General features: G+C 50.5%; 19 protein-coding genes. 4 read left to right on the forward strand and 15 right to left on the reverse strand.

Features of this window, described 5'->3' with window-relative positions; all coding sequences use genetic code 11:
• Positions 1–137 precede the first annotated feature (137 nt).
• Entirely contained in the window at positions 138–482 is a 345-nt protein-coding gene (locus AC506A_RS12835) for a c-type cytochrome (protein ID WP_495461386.1), read from the forward strand.
• A 64-nt stretch (positions 483–546) separates the two neighbouring features.
• Here AC506A_RS12835 and AC506A_RS12840 read toward each other — a convergent pair whose 3' ends face one another.
• The 4 genes from AC506A_RS12840 to AC506A_RS12855 form a co-directional block, all read right to left on the reverse strand.
• Positions 547–771, reverse strand: a complete 225-nt coding sequence (locus tag AC506A_RS12840) for a hypothetical protein (RefSeq protein WP_495461387.1) — start codon at positions 769–771, stop codon at positions 547–549.
• Between the two features lie 83 nt (positions 772–854).
• Complete coding sequence (gene acpS / locus AC506A_RS12845) at positions 855–1,250, reverse strand: holo-ACP synthase (protein WP_495461388.1); 396 nt, start codon at positions 1,248–1,250, stop codon at positions 855–857.
• Positions 1,251–1,311: 61 nt separating this feature from the next.
• Positions 1,312–2,088 (reverse strand): molybdate ABC transporter substrate-binding protein, encoded by a 777-nt coding sequence (modA, locus tag AC506A_RS12850; RefSeq protein WP_495461389.1) that lies wholly within the window; start codon positions 2,086–2,088, stop codon positions 1,312–1,314.
• A 22-nt stretch (positions 2,089–2,110) separates the two neighbouring features.
• Positions 2,111–3,334, reverse strand: a complete 1,224-nt coding sequence (locus AC506A_RS12855; RefSeq protein WP_495461390.1) for an SGNH/GDSL hydrolase family protein — start codon at positions 3,332–3,334, stop codon at positions 2,111–2,113.
• Positions 3,335–3,577: 243 nt separating this feature from the next.
• Between AC506A_RS12855 and AC506A_RS12860 the strand changes: the two genes are divergently transcribed.
• Both AC506A_RS12860 and AC506A_RS12865 read left to right on the forward strand, forming a co-directional pair.
• The gene (locus AC506A_RS12860; protein ID WP_495461391.1) at positions 3,578–4,276 is read left to right on the forward strand and encodes a putative endonuclease domain-containing protein; all 699 of its coding nucleotides are present in this window, start codon (positions 3,578–3,580) and stop codon (positions 4,274–4,276) included.
• Between the two features lie 8 nt (positions 4,277–4,284).
• Positions 4,285–4,836 (forward strand): hypothetical protein, encoded by a 552-nt coding sequence (locus tag AC506A_RS12865; protein WP_495461392.1) that lies wholly within the window; start codon positions 4,285–4,287, stop codon positions 4,834–4,836.
• A 264-nt stretch (positions 4,837–5,100) separates the two neighbouring features.
• On the opposite strand, the gene nadE is transcribed toward AC506A_RS12865, so the two are convergent.
• The 6 genes from nadE to AC506A_RS12895 all read right to left on the reverse strand — a co-directional run bounded on the left by nadE (position 5,101) and on the right by AC506A_RS12895 (position 9,435).
• Positions 5,101–5,910, reverse strand: a complete 810-nt coding sequence (gene nadE / locus AC506A_RS12870; protein ID WP_495461393.1) for an NAD(+) synthase — start codon at positions 5,908–5,910, stop codon at positions 5,101–5,103.
• Between the two features lie 20 nt (positions 5,911–5,930).
• On the reverse strand, positions 5,931–6,365 hold the full coding sequence (locus tag AC506A_RS12875) for a BrxA/BrxB family bacilliredoxin (protein WP_475782269.1): 435 nt from the start codon (positions 6,363–6,365) through the stop codon (positions 5,931–5,933).
• Between the two features lie 110 nt (positions 6,366–6,475).
• On the reverse strand, positions 6,476–6,868 hold the full coding sequence (locus AC506A_RS12880; RefSeq protein ID WP_495461394.1) for a DUF3905 domain-containing protein: 393 nt from the start codon (positions 6,866–6,868) through the stop codon (positions 6,476–6,478).
• A gap of 12 nt (positions 6,869–6,880) precedes the next feature.
• Entirely contained in the window at positions 6,881–7,018 is a 138-nt protein-coding gene (locus tag AC506A_RS12885) for a hypothetical protein (RefSeq protein WP_495461395.1), read from the reverse strand.
• 41 nt (positions 7,019–7,059) lie between these two features.
• Positions 7,060–7,731 carry a hypothetical protein gene (locus AC506A_RS12890; protein ID WP_495461396.1) on the reverse strand — a complete coding sequence of 224 codons (672 nt, stop codon included), beginning with the start codon at positions 7,729–7,731 and terminating at the stop codon, positions 7,060–7,062.
• 12 nt (positions 7,732–7,743) lie between these two features.
• Positions 7,744–9,435 carry a two-component system sensor histidine kinase NtrB gene (locus tag AC506A_RS12895; RefSeq protein WP_495461397.1) on the reverse strand — a complete coding sequence of 564 codons (1,692 nt, stop codon included), beginning with the start codon at positions 9,433–9,435 and terminating at the stop codon, positions 7,744–7,746.
• Between the two features lie 258 nt (positions 9,436–9,693).
• Here AC506A_RS12895 and AC506A_RS12900 point away from each other — a divergent pair, with 258 nt between their 5' ends.
• On the forward strand, positions 9,694–10,974 hold the full coding sequence (locus tag AC506A_RS12900; protein WP_495461893.1) for a BaiN/RdsA family NAD(P)/FAD-dependent oxidoreductase: 1,281 nt from the start codon (positions 9,694–9,696) through the stop codon (positions 10,972–10,974).
• A gap of 64 nt (positions 10,975–11,038) precedes the next feature.
• Here AC506A_RS12900 and AC506A_RS12905 read toward each other — a convergent pair whose 3' ends face one another.
• The 5 genes from AC506A_RS12905 to AC506A_RS12925 form a co-directional block, all read right to left on the reverse strand.
• Positions 11,039–12,355, reverse strand: coding sequence for a carbohydrate ABC transporter permease (locus AC506A_RS12905; protein WP_495461894.1), 1,317 nt, complete (start codon positions 12,353–12,355; stop codon positions 11,039–11,041).
• A 6-nt stretch (positions 12,356–12,361) separates the two neighbouring features.
• Positions 12,362–13,231, reverse strand: a complete 870-nt coding sequence (locus tag AC506A_RS12910; protein WP_495461398.1) for a carbohydrate ABC transporter permease — start codon at positions 13,229–13,231, stop codon at positions 12,362–12,364.
• 78 nt (positions 13,232–13,309) lie between these two features.
• Positions 13,310–14,743, reverse strand: a complete 1,434-nt coding sequence (locus tag AC506A_RS12915) for an extracellular solute-binding protein (protein WP_495461399.1) — start codon at positions 14,741–14,743, stop codon at positions 13,310–13,312.
• A gap of 108 nt (positions 14,744–14,851) precedes the next feature.
• Complete coding sequence (locus AC506A_RS12920; protein WP_495461400.1) at positions 14,852–16,480, reverse strand: response regulator; 1,629 nt, start codon at positions 16,478–16,480, stop codon at positions 14,852–14,854.
• Positions 16,458–18,305, reverse strand: coding sequence for a sensor histidine kinase (locus AC506A_RS12925; RefSeq protein ID WP_495461401.1), 1,848 nt, complete (start codon positions 18,303–18,305; stop codon positions 16,458–16,460). Before AC506A_RS12925 ends, AC506A_RS12920 begins: the two co-directional genes overlap by 23 nt.
• Positions 18,306–18,342 lie beyond the last annotated feature (37 nt).

An 18,342-nucleotide genomic window follows, 5' to 3' on the forward strand; every position in this document is an offset into this window, starting at 1 on the left:
GCGAGTGTACACGCATTTCATTATTATAGCGCACTATTCGGCAAAATGAACACCTCCGCACGAACCGCGCTTCCCGGGATTCGGCAACGGTAGATTCGATTGTAAGTCCATCAACAGGAGGAGGATTACGCTCATCTATGCGCACTTCTACTAGCAAAAACATTGATTTAACACGCTTTTTACCGCTGTTTGCATGGCTAATCATCATGCTGTTGACCGGGTGCGGCTCGTCCTCACCGACTTCGACCGCAGCCTTAAACGTACCAAAGGTATATAAATCCAATTGCATCTCCTGCCACGGATCGGAGCTCCAAGGCCGGATGGGCCCTACCACGAATCTACAGCATGTCGGTAAACGGATGACGAAGGAGCAAATCACCGCGCAAATTAATAAAGGCGGAGGCGGCATGCCTGCTTTCTCAGGGAAGCTTACCGCGGACGAAGTACAGGAGCTTGCAAACTGGCTCAGTGCCAAGAAATAATAAAAAAGACCCTTGCCACAGCGACATGATGCATCACGCTGCTTGAGCAAAGGGTCTTTTATGTTTATTTGCGAATGTTTCGCCTGCCGATACGCATTTGAGGCAAACCAGAAGCCAAGGTTCCTTCATAATACCATTTGGATGCGCCCATCTTCGGATGAGTCGGAAACAGATCGCCTGCAAGCAGCGGCAGCCAGCAGCCCCAAGCATCACCGTACACGCCATCTGCCGGAACAAGCTGTCCGCTCTTATAGTAGCGCTTATCGTTTTTTTCAGAGTGAGCTGTCATCCTACCACCGTCCCTCTACCCTGTTTTCTGTTAATGGTGTATTCCAATTATGGGCAAAGGGTGACGATATTATGCATACGTTTTCAGTCGAGCTGTTCCACAATCACAAACGCTGAGGCCAGCGACTGATCATGCGTAATCGTGACATGGATGCTCGTCTTCGACTGCAACAAGCCAAGCCGCTCCCAGGCGCCATCTGCCAGTCGGCACAGTGGCTTTCCACTTTCATGTCGATCCACTTCGATATCGCGAAAAGAAAGCTTGCTTCCAATTCCGCAGCCAAACGCCTTGGACACCGCTTCCTTCACCGCAAACCGGCCAGCTGCAAACTCTACCAAACGTTTCCCGCCTGCTGCTTCGGCAAGCTCGAGCTCACGCTCGGTCAGAATTCGGCGCATAAATTTTACGCCGCTCTCGCCTTGTATCATTTTCTCCATCCGCACAAGGGATGAAATGTCATGTCCAATTCCGATAATCACTTCTGTCTACCGCCTTACTTGTCGATGTGGAGTCCATTTTTACTGCAAGCCTTTTTCTGCACTAAGGCAGCATAAATCCGTATTTTCTCCATACTTTCCCCGCTTCTTCGCTTTGCAAATAACCTAACAGCTCCAAGGCTTGCACTTGATGCTTCGTTTCCTTTATTACGGCTGCTGGGTACACGATTGGCTTATGCGTTTCGGCCGGCACTGTTAGAGCGATAGTAACGTTCTTGGATGTCATGGCATCCGTCAAATAGACGAAACCTGCGTCTGCGTTGCCGGTTTCAATGTAGGACAGTACCTGTGTTACATCTTTTGCGTATACCACCCTGGGCTCGATTTTGTCCCAAATACCCGCTTCTTCCAACGACTGTTTCGTATAACTCCCGACTGGAACGCTCTCGGGTTCGCCGATGGCAATTGTCTTGAATGCGGCATCGGTTAATAACGTTAGCTTAGTAGGCACTGCCGTTGTATCCACGGGAACGATTAAAACCAGCTCATTTCGCAGCAAAATCGGGCTTACTCCCACCAGTCCCTTGTTCTGGAGGGCCTCCATTTGTTTCTGTCCCGCGGAAATGTACAGGTCCACCGGAGCACCTTGCTCGATCTGCTGCTGCAGTGTACCCGAGGCTCCGAAATTGTACGTAATTCGCACATCGTGATGCTGCTCTTCGTATGTCGTTTTCATTTCGGTAAGTGCGTTCTTCAAGCTCGCGGCTGCCGACACAGTCACCTCGACTGGTTGATGCGGCTGCTTGCTTCTGCAAGATGACAAGATTACGCTCAGTAGTACGACAATGATCATCGTTAATAATCGATTCGTTCTGTTCATGTTCAACTCCGATATATGGACGCTAGCGGATTACCCCGATATGTGCCAATCTGAAATTCGTCCCTCTGCATTCCGGACTGTCGCCATGCGTGACTTCAAGCTCCAATTTGTGATTGCCAAGCGGCAGCTCATCGCCCAAGAAGCAGGCTCGATACCAGCCGTCATCACCGCACCATTCCGGACGTTCGCGCTGCATGGTGACCCAGTCTCCACCGTCAATCCGGTAACGAAATTCAGAGGATAATTTGCCAAAATCAAACCCCAATGACAGTCCGCGACCCTCAAAAGAGAAGGACAGTTTCGCGCCTACTGCGGCTGTCTCCAGCACTTGGTCGATCCATTCGTAGAACGGCCAGCGGCGGATGACCCATGGGCCTTCCGTTTGTACTTGAGTGAGCGGCAGCAGCTCAGCGTCGCCCCAGTGCTGCGGATGCAGCGGTGCAGGGAGGGAAGCGGAAGACGACGAGTCTAGTTCAGCGAAGCGCTCGGCATGCGCCGCGATGGTGGAGTCGAAGCGCTCAGCGGGCTCGAAGTGCTCGGCATGCGCGATGGTGGACTCACTTTGTTCCGAATTTTCCGTGCGCTCCGCAGGGTTCGCGATGTCCGTCTCCCCCAGCAGCTCTTTCTCTAGAAAAGTGATGATGCTTTGCCCGTAGCTCATGCTGCCTCTATGAGTCGGGTGCAAGCCGTCTGGCAGCCACTCTTCCCAGCGCATTCGGCCTTTACGGACTTCTTCAAGTGCATACAGCCCCATCCACACTGAGCCTATCCCGTAGTGGTCGGCGAGTTCTTCCAACTCGGCGATGGAATCCGGTACGCCTCCTTCGCTCATCACCGCATACATGTTCTGCATAAACGTATGAGCGAGCACGATATCGCGGTCTCCATCTGCAAGCAGCTTTCGGAGTAATCCTTCTCTCGTACGCCGTCTTTGGTCCGACGGATCACCATAGTCATTTACTGCATAATCGATAAAAACGAGCTGGCATCCACGATCCATGAGATCGCGCTTTGCACGGAAAACGGCAAGCTCGCTGCCTGTTGCACCAATCGCTGCATTTTCAACGAGGATTCTTACACCTGGGTATTGCTCCACCAGCCAAGCAATGACAGGCTCCGGCCAATTGTGCCGTGGACGCGCATCCGTGATCGATCCACCGATGAAACCTACCGTCAACTGTCCCTCAGACAGTGCCTTGCGCGTATGTAGTAATGGATTGCGATGTTTCCACACTGCTGCATTCATTTGTTGAGCTTCCTCCCCATGAGGTTCATTTGAACTCACACAACTTCAATTGCGGTGCTGCATATCCATGATGGTTGGTTTGCATTACTTTCCTTATCATACCACTTGTCCTGTAGAGTTTCATGCCACTTCTATGATACAATCATAGCAATAGTTAGGTTGTGAAGCACACACCGCTCGATTGGGCTCTTCTGTCCGATTGTGGCGGTTTTTTTATGTTCATTTTGAGGGAGGATGAGTGGGATGTCGTTTCAAGCAACGTATCAACTATGGATCGATCGTCAGTTGCAGGGGCAGAAGGGGGAGGGGGAGGGGAAACACAGGCTGGACGAAGGGCAAGGCCATGCGGAGCGATTGTTTCTGCAACAAGTGTGGTACCCGGCATTTCGAAATTTCGACCATTTATTCGGCGAGTATGAAGTGGCAGATTTCAAGGACGGTTCTCGGTATTTGGACTTCGCTTACATCCGTGAACCGATCAAGCTGGCTATTGAAATCGACGGGTATGGCCCCCATTCATCCAAAGTCACCCGCTGGCAATTCTCTGACTCCCTCATGCGCCAAAATCACCTCATCATCGACGGCTGGCAGCTTCTGCGTTTCTCCTACGATGACATCAGCGACCGGCCCCGCATGTGTGAACAAATTCTCCAGCAATTTATGGGCTGCTGGCTTGGAGGCGCCCACGACCGCGGACGTTCGCGCGGAGCCTCGGAGCTTCTCGAGGCGGAGGTTCTCCGCTGCGGCCTGCGCCTTGATCGGCCATTGCGACCACGTGATGTGATGGAGCTTTTGCAGATTAGCAAAGACTGGGCATATGACATTTTGCATCAAATGCACCGGAAAAACATGCTGACTCCACTAGGTAAAGGCACAAAAAAGATCCGCAGCTACGCTGTTAATCGGGAACAATTTGGTGATTCTCCACTACATCCTAAGTGAACTGGCTGATGAGGTATATCCGCTTTCAGCTCACAGAATGGACGAGTTTACTCGGGTTTCGGCGATTGTCCCCCATCGAGAGCGGTATATCCGCTTTCGATGCCACAATCGACCACGTTTGGCTGCTGAGAGCGGCATATCCGCTTTCAGCTCACAATAAGGGCGAGTTTACTCTGGTTCGGCGATTGTACCCCTTCGAGAGCGGTATATCCGCTTTCGACGCGACAATCGACCACGTTTTGCTGCTGAGAGCGGCATATCCGCTTTCAGCTCACAGTAATGGCGAGTTTACTCGGTATCGCCGATTGTGCCACTTCGAGAGCGGTATATCCGCTTTCGATGCCACAATCGACCACGTTTGGCTGCTGAGAGCGGCATATCCGCTTTCAGCTCACAGTAAGGGCGAGTTTACTCGGTATCGCCGATTGTGCCACTTCGAGAGCGGTATATCCGCTTTCGATGCCACAATCGACCACGTTTGGCTGCTGAGTGCGGCATATCCGCTTTCAGCTCACAGTAAGGGCAAGTTTACTCGGATTTCGGCGATTGTGCCCCTTTGAGAGCGGTATATCCGCTTTCGATGCACAATCGACCACGTTTGGCTGCTGAGAGCGGCATATCCGCTTTCAGCTCCCAGTAAGGGCGAGTTTACTCGGTATCGCCGATTGTGCCACTTCGAGAGCGGTATATCCGCTTTCAGCTCCCAGTAAGGGCGAGTTTACTTGTGTTTCAGCCTATTTAGGGCAATTAGTGCTTGGCGCAACTGTGCCATAAAACAAAAACCCGCCCCGCCGGCAGAAGCCGGCGGGGCGGGTTGCAAAAATTTAGATACCCGGGATCGGGTCACGTTTGTGGGCGGTTTTGATGAATTGCTTCTCGAGTTTCTCGCGAGTAGCATCGTCGATTTGTTTGCCTTCGAGATACGAGCTGTTGTCATCATAGGTGATGCCAAGCTCGTTCTCATCGGTTTGGCCGTCCCAGAGGCCGGCGGTCGGTGCCTTGGTGACGATTGCGCCCGGTACGCCGAGTGCAGCTGCCAGCTGGCGAACCTGCCGCTTGTTCAAGGAGGTGAGCGGCGTAATATCGACCGCGCCGTCGCCCCATTTGGTGTAGAAGCCGGTGACCGCTTCGGATGCATGATCTGTCCCGACAACGAGCAGATTAAGCTCGAATGCGAGCGCATATTGTGCCACCATGCGGGTACGGGCTTTTACATTGCCTTTGCCCCCACGGCTGATGTGGCGCGAGATGCCAATCGACTTCATGCTGTGTTCCACTTCAAGGGCAATCTCATCGACGGCCTCTTGAATGTTGGTTTCCACGCGATGTTTCAGATTAAATGCTTCCGCTACCGCGTAGCTGTCTGCAATATCAACCTGCTCACCATAGGGCTGGAACACGCCGAGTGTCATATATTCTTTGCCCGTCTCAGCGGACAATTCATCTGTTGCTTTCTTGCAGAGACCTGTCGCTACCGCGCTATCGATCCCGCCGCTGATCGCAATGAGCAGCCCCGTCGTGCCGGACTTGCGCACGTATTCTTTGAGGAAATCAACGCGACGGCGAATTTCCTGCTCTGGATCGATTTCAGGCTTAACGCCCAATTGCTTAATGATTTCGTCCTGCAAGCTCATCCCCATGTCTCCTGCACCTCTTAACGGCAGAAACGCTCGAAAGCAGATGTCAAATCTGCAGCAATATCAGCAGCCGAACGGTTCTCGATTTGATGACGTTCAATAAAATGAACAAGCTCTCCGTCTTTCATGAGTGCGATGGAAGGTGAAGACGGCGGGTATGGCGCGAAGAATTCACGCGCTTTCGCAGTTGCTTCTTTATCTTGACCGGCAAATACCGTATACAGGTGATCCGGAGTAATATCATGTTGCAGCGCCTGAGCAACGCCTGGACGACATTGACCTGCAGCACAGCCGCAAACGGAGTTAACCACGACAAGCGCAGTTCCCTTGGAATCTGTCAGCTTAGCAGCAACATCGTCAGGTGTACGAAGCTCCTCAATTCCGATTCGAGTTAAATCATCGCGCATTGGCTGCACCATATCCACCATGTATTTTTCAAAAGACATCGACATGTATAATCGCTCCTTAAAAGTTCATTTTTCTTTCTATTATACGCCCCGCTCAATTTGAAAGCAAAGAAAAAGCAACCGGACCCGCGCCCGATTGCTTCCTATTTACCTCTTTACTTATCCTCAGCAGGCTCATTCTCCGCGATTCCGGAAGCCGCATTCTTATCTTCATGCAGAAAAATGCCGCCTTGCGGAGGGATCCCTTGTTCAAAATAGTCCCGGTTCTCGCTTGTCAGAAAACCGATATCCTTAAACGGATGTACCCACTCGCTGCCCGCCATAACGGCCGGATCCGTTTCCTCCGTCCATTGATTGAGCGGAGAATTCGGCGACTCATAATTATGATCGCCGATAACGACGCCGCTGCTGTTCACAAACGGCCCCCGAGGCCCCCGATTATTGCGAAACTCGGGCAGAAAGTTAATTTCAAAAGGATCCAAGTCCGGATCATCCTTGCTGAAAGCAAGCGGATGGGAATCCAAATCCCGCTCTTTATCCTTGCTCATACTAAGTCCCCCTTAGTCCGCAGGGCGATTAGGGCCGTCTAATTTCTTGTCGTAACCTTCCGATTCCGGTGCTTTACCGCTGCTGCGCTGCTTGTTGCTTGCTGCGGCATCCTGTGCCCCTGCATTGTGCTGCTGTTGTTTGTTTCCCAATACTGGCACCCCCTTCCACCGCTAGTATGTGCGGGGGGCAATCAGCTTATCCGTACCTTCCGAGGCATGAAAATACCGATAAACGACAACGCGATAAACAACCATTGCAGCATCGTCAACCCTAAGGTTAAGGCGGGTAATGTTCCGGGAGGATATGCCGCAAACAGACTAACGAACAAACCGCCTATCCCCGTACCAAGCAGGCCATATGATGCGGATTCCCCGCTGCCGATTCGACCTGATGCGCCGGTGCGAAACAAAACTCCATACACACAAGCGATTAGCAGTGCGTAAGGAATTCCATAGGGGAAATCCGTTAATAACGTCCACACGAAGCAGCCGGGTAAAATCGCATAAGGCCAAACGTCCAGCAGCTTCATAAGTGGAATTTTACGTTTCCAGCCTGCATAAGCGATATACCCACAAGCGAGGAGAAAGCCGACAGCCGTATCGGATACACTGCCGCGAACAAGAATTAACGCACTTGGCCGTTCCCACAGCAGCTCCGGATCTCGGACAAGGAACGCCAGCTTCCAACCAATAATCGTACAAATAATAGCATTCAGTCCGATATCAAGCCAATAGGTCTCCCCTTGAAGGGATGAACGCGCGATCCATAACTTAAACAGCGCCAGTCCGGCTGCCGCAGATAGAAGACCCGCAAGCAGCATAGCATCCAGGCGCAAAGGGCCGATTTCGATCGCTTCCGACATGTTCTGCTCTCCTTAGTAGCTGCTCAGTGCAGCGGCGGCTTCATTATGATTGCGAGTTCTGTCGATCTTGACGATGAACGTCGTACCTACGCCTTCCTCGGAGTCCACCTGTATACCGCCTCCATGACGCTCGATGATGCTCAGACATAGCGGTAAACCAAGGCCGGTACCGCTTGATTTGGTTGTGAAGAAAGGTTCGAACAACCGCTCCAGCTTCTCTTTCGGAATACCGCTTCCATTATCGTTAACTCGAAGCTCCACATAATCAGGATAAGATTCCGTCTGGATCGTCAATACGCCATGCTGATCCATCGCCTCCATCCCGTTGCGGGCTAAGTTCAAAATCAGCTGCTTCATCTCTTTCTCATTCAACATCAACGAGGGAATCCGCTCAGCCAAACGGAGCTCAATCGACTGTCCGCGCAAATTGGCATCTGCCCAAAGCAAAGGCATAATCTCATTTAGGATGTCGTGCAGCGAGCAGTTTTCTTTCTCAATGATCCGGTTCTGTGCCAGAGAAAGAAAGTCGTTAATAATACTGTTCGCCCGATCAAGCTCATCCATGACAATACGGAAATATTCTTGCTGATGCTCCGGACTGCGCTCCCGCATTAATTGAACAAACCCGCGAATAACAGCCATCGGGTTGCGGATTTCATGGGTAATACTTGCCGCCATTTGGCCGACCAAACTTAACCGTTCCATCCGTCCAATCTCATCTCGCAAACGGCTAAGCTCGGTAATATCATGAGCGATGAGAGCCGCCCCAATGATTTGGTTATTTTGCATATCACGCACACAGATGCCGGAGTTTACATACATTTTGCCCTGCTCCTGGACATACTCCGTCGTAAGTCGATGTCCATTGAGCGCCTGATAGAGAAGCCTGCCGAGAACGTCCTTCTCAATATGATCGTACATGATCGTAAACGGCTGACCTAGCAGCTCATGACGCTGCTTACCGCCTACTTTGTCACGCAGCAAATGGATCGCCATTTCGTTGATATGCGTAATTGTTCCCTGCTGATCAACGAAGATGACGCCAAGCGGTGTTTCATCAATAAATTGCTGCAGCTTCTGGACTTCGATGCGATAGTTGTTGGAAATGTCATTGAGCTCGTAAGCGATCATTTGCCTGCGGATGAAATTCTCAGCGAACGTTAGAATCATCCACATGACTAAGAAGTAGAGAAGCTCATGGCCGATGAAGTAGATGAGGTCAGTTGAGGATAAACCAGGTTGTTCGGCCCGATCATAATATAAGAAGGCGCTTGCGCGAATCAATAGAATGCTACCAGTCGAAGCCATCACGATCTTAAGCTTTCGTTGTCTTGAGAAGTTCAGAAAGCCTTTATGATACTTATAGATAATGGGGAAAAGCAGCAGCAACATACCGATGACATCGATCCAAACCCATGGCCCATCCATCAGATACAATTCCGATACGATGAATATGGTTGCTAACGGAATCAATACTCCGATACCGCCATATAACGATCCGATCAAGAGCGGTGCATAATGATAATCCAGATAGAAGTCTTTAATTTCGACACAAACTCCCAGTCCGAGCAGGACGCAGGCTCCACAAATGAGGACGAGAATGATAGGGATATTTTTGCGTGGTTTCGAATAGTCATACCAAACTTGAAAGGCGAATACGGGCATTACAGCTACGATAATTTGCAGGAGTATTGGCTGCCACACAAAAACAAGTCCCACCTTCCTACTAGCACCTAGAAACCCAGTATATGTAATAGTAAAAACCTGTTAATCCGATTAAAGCATAGGTCTTGGAAATTTACAACGTTTCAAAATGGTAGTTTTCAAACTGACTAATGAGTAGACGCGGCCAGAACGGGGTAGTATGATAATTAACGGTAAATTAACGGTAAATTGCAGTTTAATTCATTAAATAATTAGCGAAACTAGTGGATATTTTCCCACTCTAATAAAGGCGGAATAATAGAAATGAAACCCTATGATATTATCATCGTCGGCGCAGGCTCTGCCGGTTTGATGGCTGCTGTGGCAGCCGGCAAGCTCGGTGCCAGAATACTGCTGCTCGATAAAGGAGACAAGCTTGGGCGCAAGCTCGGCATCTCCGGCGGCGGACGCTGCAACGTAACGAACAATAAAGATACCGACGAGCTGATCAAAAACATCCCAGGCAACGGACGATTCCTCCACAGCGCGCTGAGTAATTTCTCCAATAAACAGATTATCGAGTTCTTCGAAGGACTTGGCATCGCGCTCAAGGAGGAGGATAACGGCCGCATGTTCCCCGTTTCGGACAAAGCCAAGACAGTAGTCGATGCCTTGGTAGGCGAAGTGAAACGCTGCGACGTCGACTTACTTGTCAACTCACCGGTTGCGAGTGTGCTATATGATGAGGAGAAAGTGCTTGGCGTTAAGCTTGCCAGCGGCAAACGAATCGAGGGCAAAGCTGTTATCGTCGCTGTCGGCGGCAAATCGGTGCCTCACACAGGCTCGACCGGAGATGGCTATGCATGGGCTGAGGCAGCTGGACACACCATAACGCCGTTATTCCCGACGGAGGTTCCGCTGACATCGAAGGAAGATTTTATCGTGAAACGGGAGATTCAAGGACTTGCTTTGAGAGACGTGGCGCTCAGCGTTCATAATGAGAAAGGCAAATCGATCATTACGCACCGAGGCGACATGCTGTTTACGCACTTTGGCATTTCCGGCCCGATTGTGCTGCGCTGCAGTCAATTCGTCGTGAAGCAGCGAGTGAAAACCAAGTCACCCGTTCAGCTGACGATTGACTTCTTCCCTGATTTAACCGTAGAGACTCTCTATAATCAAACCTTGAATGCTGCGAAATCGGAATCCAAGAAAGCCATTATCAATGTGCTCAAAGGGTATGTGCCTGAACGAATTCTACCGATCGTGCTCGGACGAACTACGCTAGATCCCTATGTCACCTACGATAATATTCCAAAGCAAGAATGGCGCGATCTTAGTATCCTGATGAAGGCATTCCCCATTTACGTGAACGGGACTTTATCGATTGAGGAAGCATTCGTTACGGGCGGCGGCGTGAATTTGAAAGAAATCGATCCGAAGACGATGCAGTCCAAATGCAAGGAAGGACTCTACTTCTGCGGCGAGATATTGGATATCCACGGCTATACCGGCGGCTATAACATTACAGCGGCTTTCTCCACCGGTTACACTGCGGGCAGTCATGCTGCGATGCAAACTGGTGCGAGCGGGCAATAAGTGCAAGTAATAAAAATGGTGGCAATAGGGATTCCCCTAATGCCACCATTTTTTCATCCTCTCATCAGCCCTTCACACCGCTAAACAAAATCCCCTTCTCCAGCGCACCTTGAGTACCCATAAATACAAGAAGCAGCGGAAGAATCGAGATGACACCACTCGCGCTAATCCAGTTGGGACGCGGGTTCTGCCCGTTTTGCATATCGTTCATCGCCACTGTAAACGTCCAATTATGCGGCGACCTTGATACCACGTAGGGCCATAGGAAATCATTCCATACCGGAATGAAGGTCAGCACAGCCACGATCGTAAAGACCGGAACGGACATCGGGACGACGATGCGCAGAAAAGTCCGAAGCTCCGATGCGCCATCTACGCGTGCTGCTTGGAGCAGTTCTTTGGGCAGCTGATCAAAGAAGCCTTTGAACAGAAAAATAACGAAGCCCCATGCAAAATGCGGCAGAATAATCGCCCAAATATTATCCACAAGGCCGAGCTTCTGCATGAGCAAATATTGCGGAATGAGCACGGATACGCTCGGGATCATAATGGTCGCGAGGAAATACATCAAGACGATGAATCGAATTCTGCGATTCGGAATCAGCTGCGACAACGCATAGCTGGACAACGCCCCGAAGAAAAGCTGCCACGCGATGACCACCAGACAGATGATAAGGCTGTTCATGAAGAAATGATAGAATCCAAGGCTGCCCGCTGTCTCCACAGCCAGTAGATTCAAGCTTCGAAAGCTATCGAACAAACGCACCCAATTACGAGACTGCTCCATCTCCACTACTTTGCCGTCCAGCAAACCGATGTCGTCTATATACGCTCTCAGCTGCGTACTCAGTGGCTGATTCGATAGCACAGACTTCCTTTGATAACGATCACCTTCCGCAATCCCGTACCACGTGAAGTCCGATAAGCGGCGCTCTCGAATTTGGGTCAGCTTTGTATTCATGATTTTGTCGGAGAAACGATCCGTGGATACGATGAAGGGCTGACCGACATAGAATTCCGCTGCGGTCGTCTTCGCCCGGTACAGCTTGAGCCCGTCCTTAATGCCGATTACGGTAATCTCCCCGATATTGTCCCGCATGAAGGCTCGCCACGGATACCAAATCGCTTTCATCGCATCTTTCTCATAGAACGTCTGCTCATTGCTTGCCTGCCCGGAGTAATCCAGTGTCAACTCGATCGTATGCGGGATTCTCGGTAGAAACTTAGGTGTCGTCGATTCGATCGATTCATTATCCATGATGGCTGTCACGAGCAGCCAAACCAGGGGAAGCAGTCCAAGCACGACGAACACGATCGTAACCAGATAGGAAGCGACGTCCAGCTTGCGTTCGCCCTTTTCCACAATGCGGTTAGGTCTCATCACCTTTCAGTCGTCCTCTCTTTGCAAGCGGAATTGAATCACGGTCAATACGGCGATCAAGAGGAACATGAAGAAGGAGAGCGCTGCCGAAACGCCGAATCTCGATTGTTCGAAGGCGGTCTTCTGAATCATGAGCGCTACAACAAGCGAGGCATCGGCCGGTCCGCCTTGCGTCATTACAAAAATAGTGTCAAACGACAGCAGAACACCTGACATAAACCCGACGAACTGAATGATAATGACAAACGAAATGTTCGGCAAAATCATAATCAGCATACGCCGCCAAGGTCCGCAGCCGTCAATTTTCGCTGCTTCGAATAGCTCGGATGAAATGGATTTGATGGCTGCATAGTAGAGCAGCACACCGATGCCTCCGCTGGCGAAGAAACCGGGCAGCACAATTGCGAGCTTGGTCATGCGAAGGTCGTTCAGAAAGCCAAATGGGCCAAGCCCAAGCTTACCAAGCAGATAGTTGAACAATCCATGATCGGGATTGTACATCCACTTCCACAGCAATGCTCCTGCAACAAGCGGCAGGACATTGGGGATTTGATAGAGCACGAGATAGAGTCCGCTCAGCCGCTTCATATGACTGAGGAAAAGCGCCTGCACGATCGGAACCCAGAATACAAGCAGCACCGACAAGCCGAAGAATATAAAGGTGTTCTTCATCGCAACCCAGAACGTGTGACTGCTGAGAAATTCGAAATAGTTGCCAAGACCGACAAATTTGCCGGGCGGGGTCATGATATCGTAGTTAAAGAGACTGATATAGACCGCTTTAAACAGCAAATAATATTTAAATATGAAAAACACGACGATAGAAGGAAGCAGGAACAAAATCGGTGTCCACGGGATCTTCCATTTATTCACCATTTCCTCACCACCTACTTGCTGCACCGCGCTCTCTGCTGAATCACGAAGTACGGTGCAGTAATGAATTGTTGAAATCAGCTATTTGCCTGCCATGATATCGTTGTTATATTTATCGATCACTTCCTTCTGGGCAAGTGTTTCGGCCGCTTTAAGCTCTGTAGCAGGGTCGGCGTTTGGATCGAGCAGAATCTTCTGAATCGGCTTTACAAGGTAGCTGCTCAGGCTGCTTTTCAGGTAATATTCCAAATGTTTGTCCTTCGCCGTGGCCTGCACAGCTGCTACATAATCTGCAGGTAAATCCTTTATCCATTTCGTTACGTCGAAGTCATTGACGATCGACAGCGGATTAATGGCAAAGCCGTTGTCCAAGCAGAATTGCGCCCATGCATCCATGTGCTCCTTCGACAGGAAGAACATCGCATATTCGAATGCTGCCTTCTGCTGCTCCGGCGCCGATTTGGGATTCAGCATCCAGAAGTTCCCTCCCACTTGTGAAGGTGCTCTGCCGGAAGGTCCGACCGGGAAAGGCGTAAACCCGATATCCTCTGCTTTCATCCCTTGCTTCAAGAAGTTGCCGAAGCTGTCGGAGCTGCCAAGAATCATAGCTGAACGTCCGGTGTAGAAGTCTCGCAAATTCTCGTTGTAATCTTGAACGACATTCTTCTGGGTCACTTTATGGGTCCATTTCAAATCTTTATAATATTGAAGCGCCTTCACTGCCGCTTCCGAGCTGAACTTCAGCTTAACGGTTCCGTCTGGCTGAAGCTCCGTCAAGTCCCCGCCTGCTTGCCACACATAATATTCGAAATGCCAGTCTGCCCAGTCCATGCCCAGAATATCGAAACCGATCGTATCGGGATTGTGCTGCTGCACTTTCTTGGCTGCCTCTGCAAATTCATCCCATGTCTTCGGCGGACTGTCGATCCCTGCTTTCTTGAACATCGACTTGTTATAGAGTAAGCCGGACGAATACATAAAGCTTGGAATGCCGTAAATACGGCCGTCCTTCGTTGCCAGATCAAACGCGCCGTCAATGAAACGCCCCTTATCCGGCGAGTTATTCATCATGTCCGTGATGTCTGCGGCAATTCCCTTCTGCATATAAAGCTGCATGTCCGGGAACGGCTGCTCCATCACATCAGGTCCTTCTCCTCCTGCAACCGCTGTCATAAATTTCTCGCGGACATTCGTCTGGAACGCTTCGACATGCTTGACCTTGATATTCGGATGAAGCTCCTCGAACCGCTTAAACCGGCTTTCGATGAATGGCTTGCCTGGATCGTCAGGCGCCGGTTGATCCCATGCCGTAATCTCGATGATGGGTTCCGTCTCTTCCAGCGTAGTTTCTGCAGCAGCGTCGTTACTCTCTGCAGCTACAGCCCCATTGTTATCCTCATGTACAGCCGTGTCCGATAGATTGTTATTGGAATTGCACGCGCTAAGCAGTACTGAGCATAAGGCGGCTGCCAGCAATCCAGCGGCCGTCCTGTTAGGAATCTTGTGCTCTCTCATTCCTTACCTCCTGAGCATAAATAGCACGGTTACTACCGCCGCCGTTTACAGGTTAATCATAGCTGGATCGGCTGAACTCGTTAATGGAAATAACGAACTTATGCGCTATTAAATTTTTGATGAAACCGTTGCGCGGAATTGTACCGGTGTCATGCCGGTAGACTTGCGGAATACGCTGCTGAAATAAGCAGCATCCTTGAAGCCGACCAGCTCGGCTATCTCTTGGATTTTCAAATTGGAATCTCGAAGAAACTGTTCAGATTTGCGCAGTCTGGCAGCGGTCAAATAGTTGACGAAGCTCTCACCGAATCGTTCTTTAAAGCGCCTGGAGAAATAGCTGGGATGAAAGAAGAAACGGTCTGCAATCGTTTGCAGGTTAATCGGCTCGTGCAGGGAGCTGTCGATGAAGAGCTTCACCTCATCGATAACACTGTAATCGGAGGAATGTCGCAGTTTATACAAGTGGCCTACGATATTGTGGACCATTTCACTTAGATGTCCTTGAATGTCCTGCCACTGCGTGAGACCGTGCAGCCAAGTCAGCAGATCATCAAGCTCGCCGATAATCCATTCCGGGATGCTCGTTTGCGTAAGCAAATATTTGCGCAGCAGCAGATGAAACTCTACGCAGAAGCTTTCCAGATGGGCGAAGTACACCTGCTTGCCTGTCGCTATGACCTCGACACGTTCATCAATCCAGCTTGTCAGCGCGGAGACATTGCACTCGCTCAGGTAACGCAGCAGCAGTGCCTCATCTTCTCTGGAAATTACGGAATGTAAGCCAGCCTTAACTTGTTCGCCGGCGTCAATCATATAAATACGGCCATTGCCATGAATAATGCAGTTGCGGAGCGCCTGCTTCGCTTGCTGGTACGATTGCTGTATGGTTTCCATCTGATTAACGGCGCCGCCGCATCCGATGGTCGCTTGCAGCTTAAGATGACGCTGAATACCGCCTAGTATCTCTTCCAGCTCTCGATGAAGCGTTTCCGATTCAACTGGCGAGTGACCGCCAAGCACATACACAAGCTCATTTTCCAGCATCGCATGACGGAATAACACGCCTTTGCGCTCCGTTGATTCGAGAACGGTAGAAATCATATTTTGAATGGCGAACGAAAGCAGCTTCTCGTCCCCTTGCCGAAAGGACAGATGCGGCAGCTTCACCGACTTTAATACGAAGACAACTGCTACAAAATAACTGCAGCTCTGGCGAAGCGCCAGCAGCTGCTCGTCTCTCTCCGCTTGAGGCTCACCGCCTGGTCCATACTGGATCAGCTTGCTCAGCATCCGTTCACGGATCGATTCCTCCGCACTGCTCTGCAGGTGCTTAATCTGCTCTCCTGCTTCGGATTGCTCCAGGCGCTGCTGGATTTTGCCCATCACTCGCATTAAGCTCTCCTTCAGCTCCTCCTTGTCGACTGGCTTCAGCAAGTAATCGGTTACGCCAAATTGAATCGCTTTGCGGGCATAATCGAACTCCCCGTAGCCGCTTATGACAATGAACTGCAGCTCGGGCATCACCTGCGCCGCTTCCTTCAAGAAAGTGAGCCCATCCATAAGCGGCATCCGAATATCGGTGATGACGATATCGGGCCTCACCTCGTGCAGCACTCGTAACGCTTCCACGCCGTCTCCCGCTTCGGTGAACGATGTAACCGGCAGGCCGGACATCTGAATCTTCTTCATAATGCCTTGCCGCATCAGCTGTTCGTCATCTACGACTAGCAATTTCATAGGAAGGCTCCTCCACTCGCGTTTTTTTGATCAGAACCGTTACCGTTGTCCCCTGATCTTGGCTGCTTTGAACGGTTAACCCATAGCTGCTGCCGAAGACTAGCTTGATGCGGTAAAGCACATTGAACAGGCCGATGGATGAAGCCGTATGATCCGAATAATTAAGCTGATGACATTGCTCCAGCTTCCCTTGAAGTACAATTAGTTTCTGCGGATCGATAGCAGGGCCGTTGTTCCATACCGTAATAGCTGCGTCGGTATCCGACAGGCTGCAGGCCCGTATTCGAATTTCCCCGCCTTGCGTAAGGTGGTCAATCCCGTGAATGAAGCTGTTCTCGACAAGCGGCTGAAGGAGCAGCTTTGGCGTCAGCGTGGCATGAAGTCCCTCCTCGATCTCAATGGAATAACGAAGCCGTTCCCCGAAACGGATTTGTTGGATCGACAGATAGATTTCGAGCTGGCGAATTTCGGTTTGCAGCGTGGACATGTGGCCGCCGCTGATGTTATACCGGAACATTTTGGCAAGTGAGGAGCTGATCAGACTGATTCGATCATCCTCGTGAAGCGAGGCCAAACTATCAATCATCCCAAGCGTGTTGTATAGAAAATGCGGATTGATTTGGGATTGCAGCGATTTGATCTCTGCATCTTTCTTCACAAGCTCCGTCTCGTATACTTTCACGATGAGCGAGTTGATCTCCTTCGCCATTTGATTGAAATGTCGGATAAAATAGCCGATTTCGTCCTTAGAAGTAACCGGCACGGAAACCTCGTAATTCCCTTGCTCGATGGAAATGATCCCATTCTTCAACAGCTTAAGCGGCGTAATAATGCGACTGGCCAGAAGGCTCGCGATCACCATCGCGCCTAGCAGACAGATCATCCCGATTACAAGCGTTCGGAGAGCAAACGTATTCAACTGCTTCAGCAGCACCTGCAGCGGAACTTTCCCAATGAGCGCCCAGGACGTATTGTTAAGCTCGTTGGAAACGAATAACGTCTCCACGCCGTGGTCATCGCCGAACATGTATCTGGACGATATGCCATAGCTGAACTTGAAAAGTCCGTTCAATCCTTGCAGCTGCGCGTCTGTCCGTTCATGATCCGAGAGCATGACTTGCCCGTTTGCCGAGTCGACCAGCATGTAATTCCCCTGTTCGTCGCTGGCAATATCGCCGAGCCACTTCTTCAAATATTCCGGCGAGAGCCGGATATAGAGGACACCGACGATCGGGGTGTCGATATTGAAATTGATGATTTTGACCGCTTGCGCGAACATCAATGTATTCACTTGTTGATTCGTAGCCGAGTCAATCGTATGCGTTGGCACCCATATCCCCTTGCCGTCCTTGGCGACAGCTGCCGCTTCGATCGGTTCGAAATCAAAGTCTAGGTCGTTACTTTCATTCATTCTGCCGCTTGATAGCGTATAGCCGTCCAATTGGCTGACCATGATATAGTCCACCACCGGGTTGTCGGTCAGAAACTGGCTGAATTTCGCAGAGTAATGGGAGTATGCATCGGGATCGGCCCCCATTTTGCTGACAAACTGCTGGAAATCCTTATTTCCAAAATAGTCCCACGCGAAGTTCTTCACGTTCAGCATGTAGGATTCCAGCGTGGCGGCTGATTGATTGCTGATCTGCTCCATGTTGCCGACCGCTCGCTGCTTGATGTCTGAGGAGGTTTGCACATAGTAATCGAGCCCCAGAGCTGAGACGGTGATCGAGATGGTGATGAAGAAGCAGAACCAAATCTTCCGATAGAGCGACTTTGTTATCCAATGGTAGGGAAATAGCAGCACCTTTGTCCGCATCTTCTGCATCCTGAACACCTTCTCACCTTAATTACTTAAATTATAG

It is taken from the genome of Paenibacillus sp. N22P23 (assembly GCF_059383735.1).

Excerpts from the sequence above, each read along its gene's own strand:
- AC506A_RS12840 (WP_495461387.1), bottom strand. The coding sequence starts at position 771 with ATGACAGCTCACTCTGAAAAAAACGATAAGCGCTACTATAAGAGCGGA.
- AC506A_RS12920 (WP_495461400.1), bottom strand. The coding sequence starts at position 16,480 with ATGAAATTGCTAGTCGTAGATGACGAACAGCTGATGCGGCAAGGCATT.
- nadE (WP_495461393.1), bottom strand. The coding sequence starts at position 5,910 with ATGAGCTTGCAGGACGAAATCATTAAGCAATTGGGCGTTAAGCCTGAA.
- AC506A_RS12835 (WP_495461386.1), top strand. The coding sequence starts at position 138 with ATGCGCACTTCTACTAGCAAAAACATTGATTTAACACGCTTTTTACCG.
- AC506A_RS12925 (WP_495461401.1), bottom strand. The coding sequence starts at position 18,305 with ATGCAGAAGATGCGGACAAAGGTGCTGCTATTTCCCTACCATTGGATA.
- AC506A_RS12860 (WP_495461391.1), top strand. The coding sequence starts at position 3,578 with ATGTCGTTTCAAGCAACGTATCAACTATGGATCGATCGTCAGTTGCAG.
- AC506A_RS12865 (WP_495461392.1), top strand. The coding sequence starts at position 4,285 with ATGAGGTATATCCGCTTTCAGCTCACAGAATGGACGAGTTTACTCGGG.
- AC506A_RS12905 (WP_495461894.1), bottom strand. The coding sequence starts at position 12,355 with ATGAGACCTAACCGCATTGTGGAAAAGGGCGAACGCAAGCTGGACGTC.
- AC506A_RS12855 (WP_495461390.1), bottom strand. The coding sequence starts at position 3,334 with ATGAATGCAGCAGTGTGGAAACATCGCAATCCATTACTACATACGCGC.
- modA (WP_495461389.1), bottom strand. The coding sequence starts at position 2,088 with ATGAACAGAACGAATCGATTATTAACGATGATCATTGTCGTACTACTG.
- AC506A_RS12915 (WP_495461399.1), bottom strand. The coding sequence starts at position 14,743 with ATGAGAGAGCACAAGATTCCTAACAGGACGGCCGCTGGATTGCTGGCA.
- AC506A_RS12875 (WP_475782269.1), bottom strand. The coding sequence starts at position 6,365 with ATGTCGATGTCTTTTGAAAAATACATGGTGGATATGGTGCAGCCAATG.
- AC506A_RS12890 (WP_495461396.1), bottom strand. The coding sequence starts at position 7,731 with ATGTCGGAAGCGATCGAAATCGGCCCTTTGCGCCTGGATGCTATGCTG.
- AC506A_RS12910 (WP_495461398.1), bottom strand. The coding sequence starts at position 13,231 with ATGGTGAATAAATGGAAGATCCCGTGGACACCGATTTTGTTCCTGCTT.
- AC506A_RS12880 (WP_495461394.1), bottom strand. The coding sequence starts at position 6,868 with ATGAGCAAGGATAAAGAGCGGGATTTGGATTCCCATCCGCTTGCTTTC.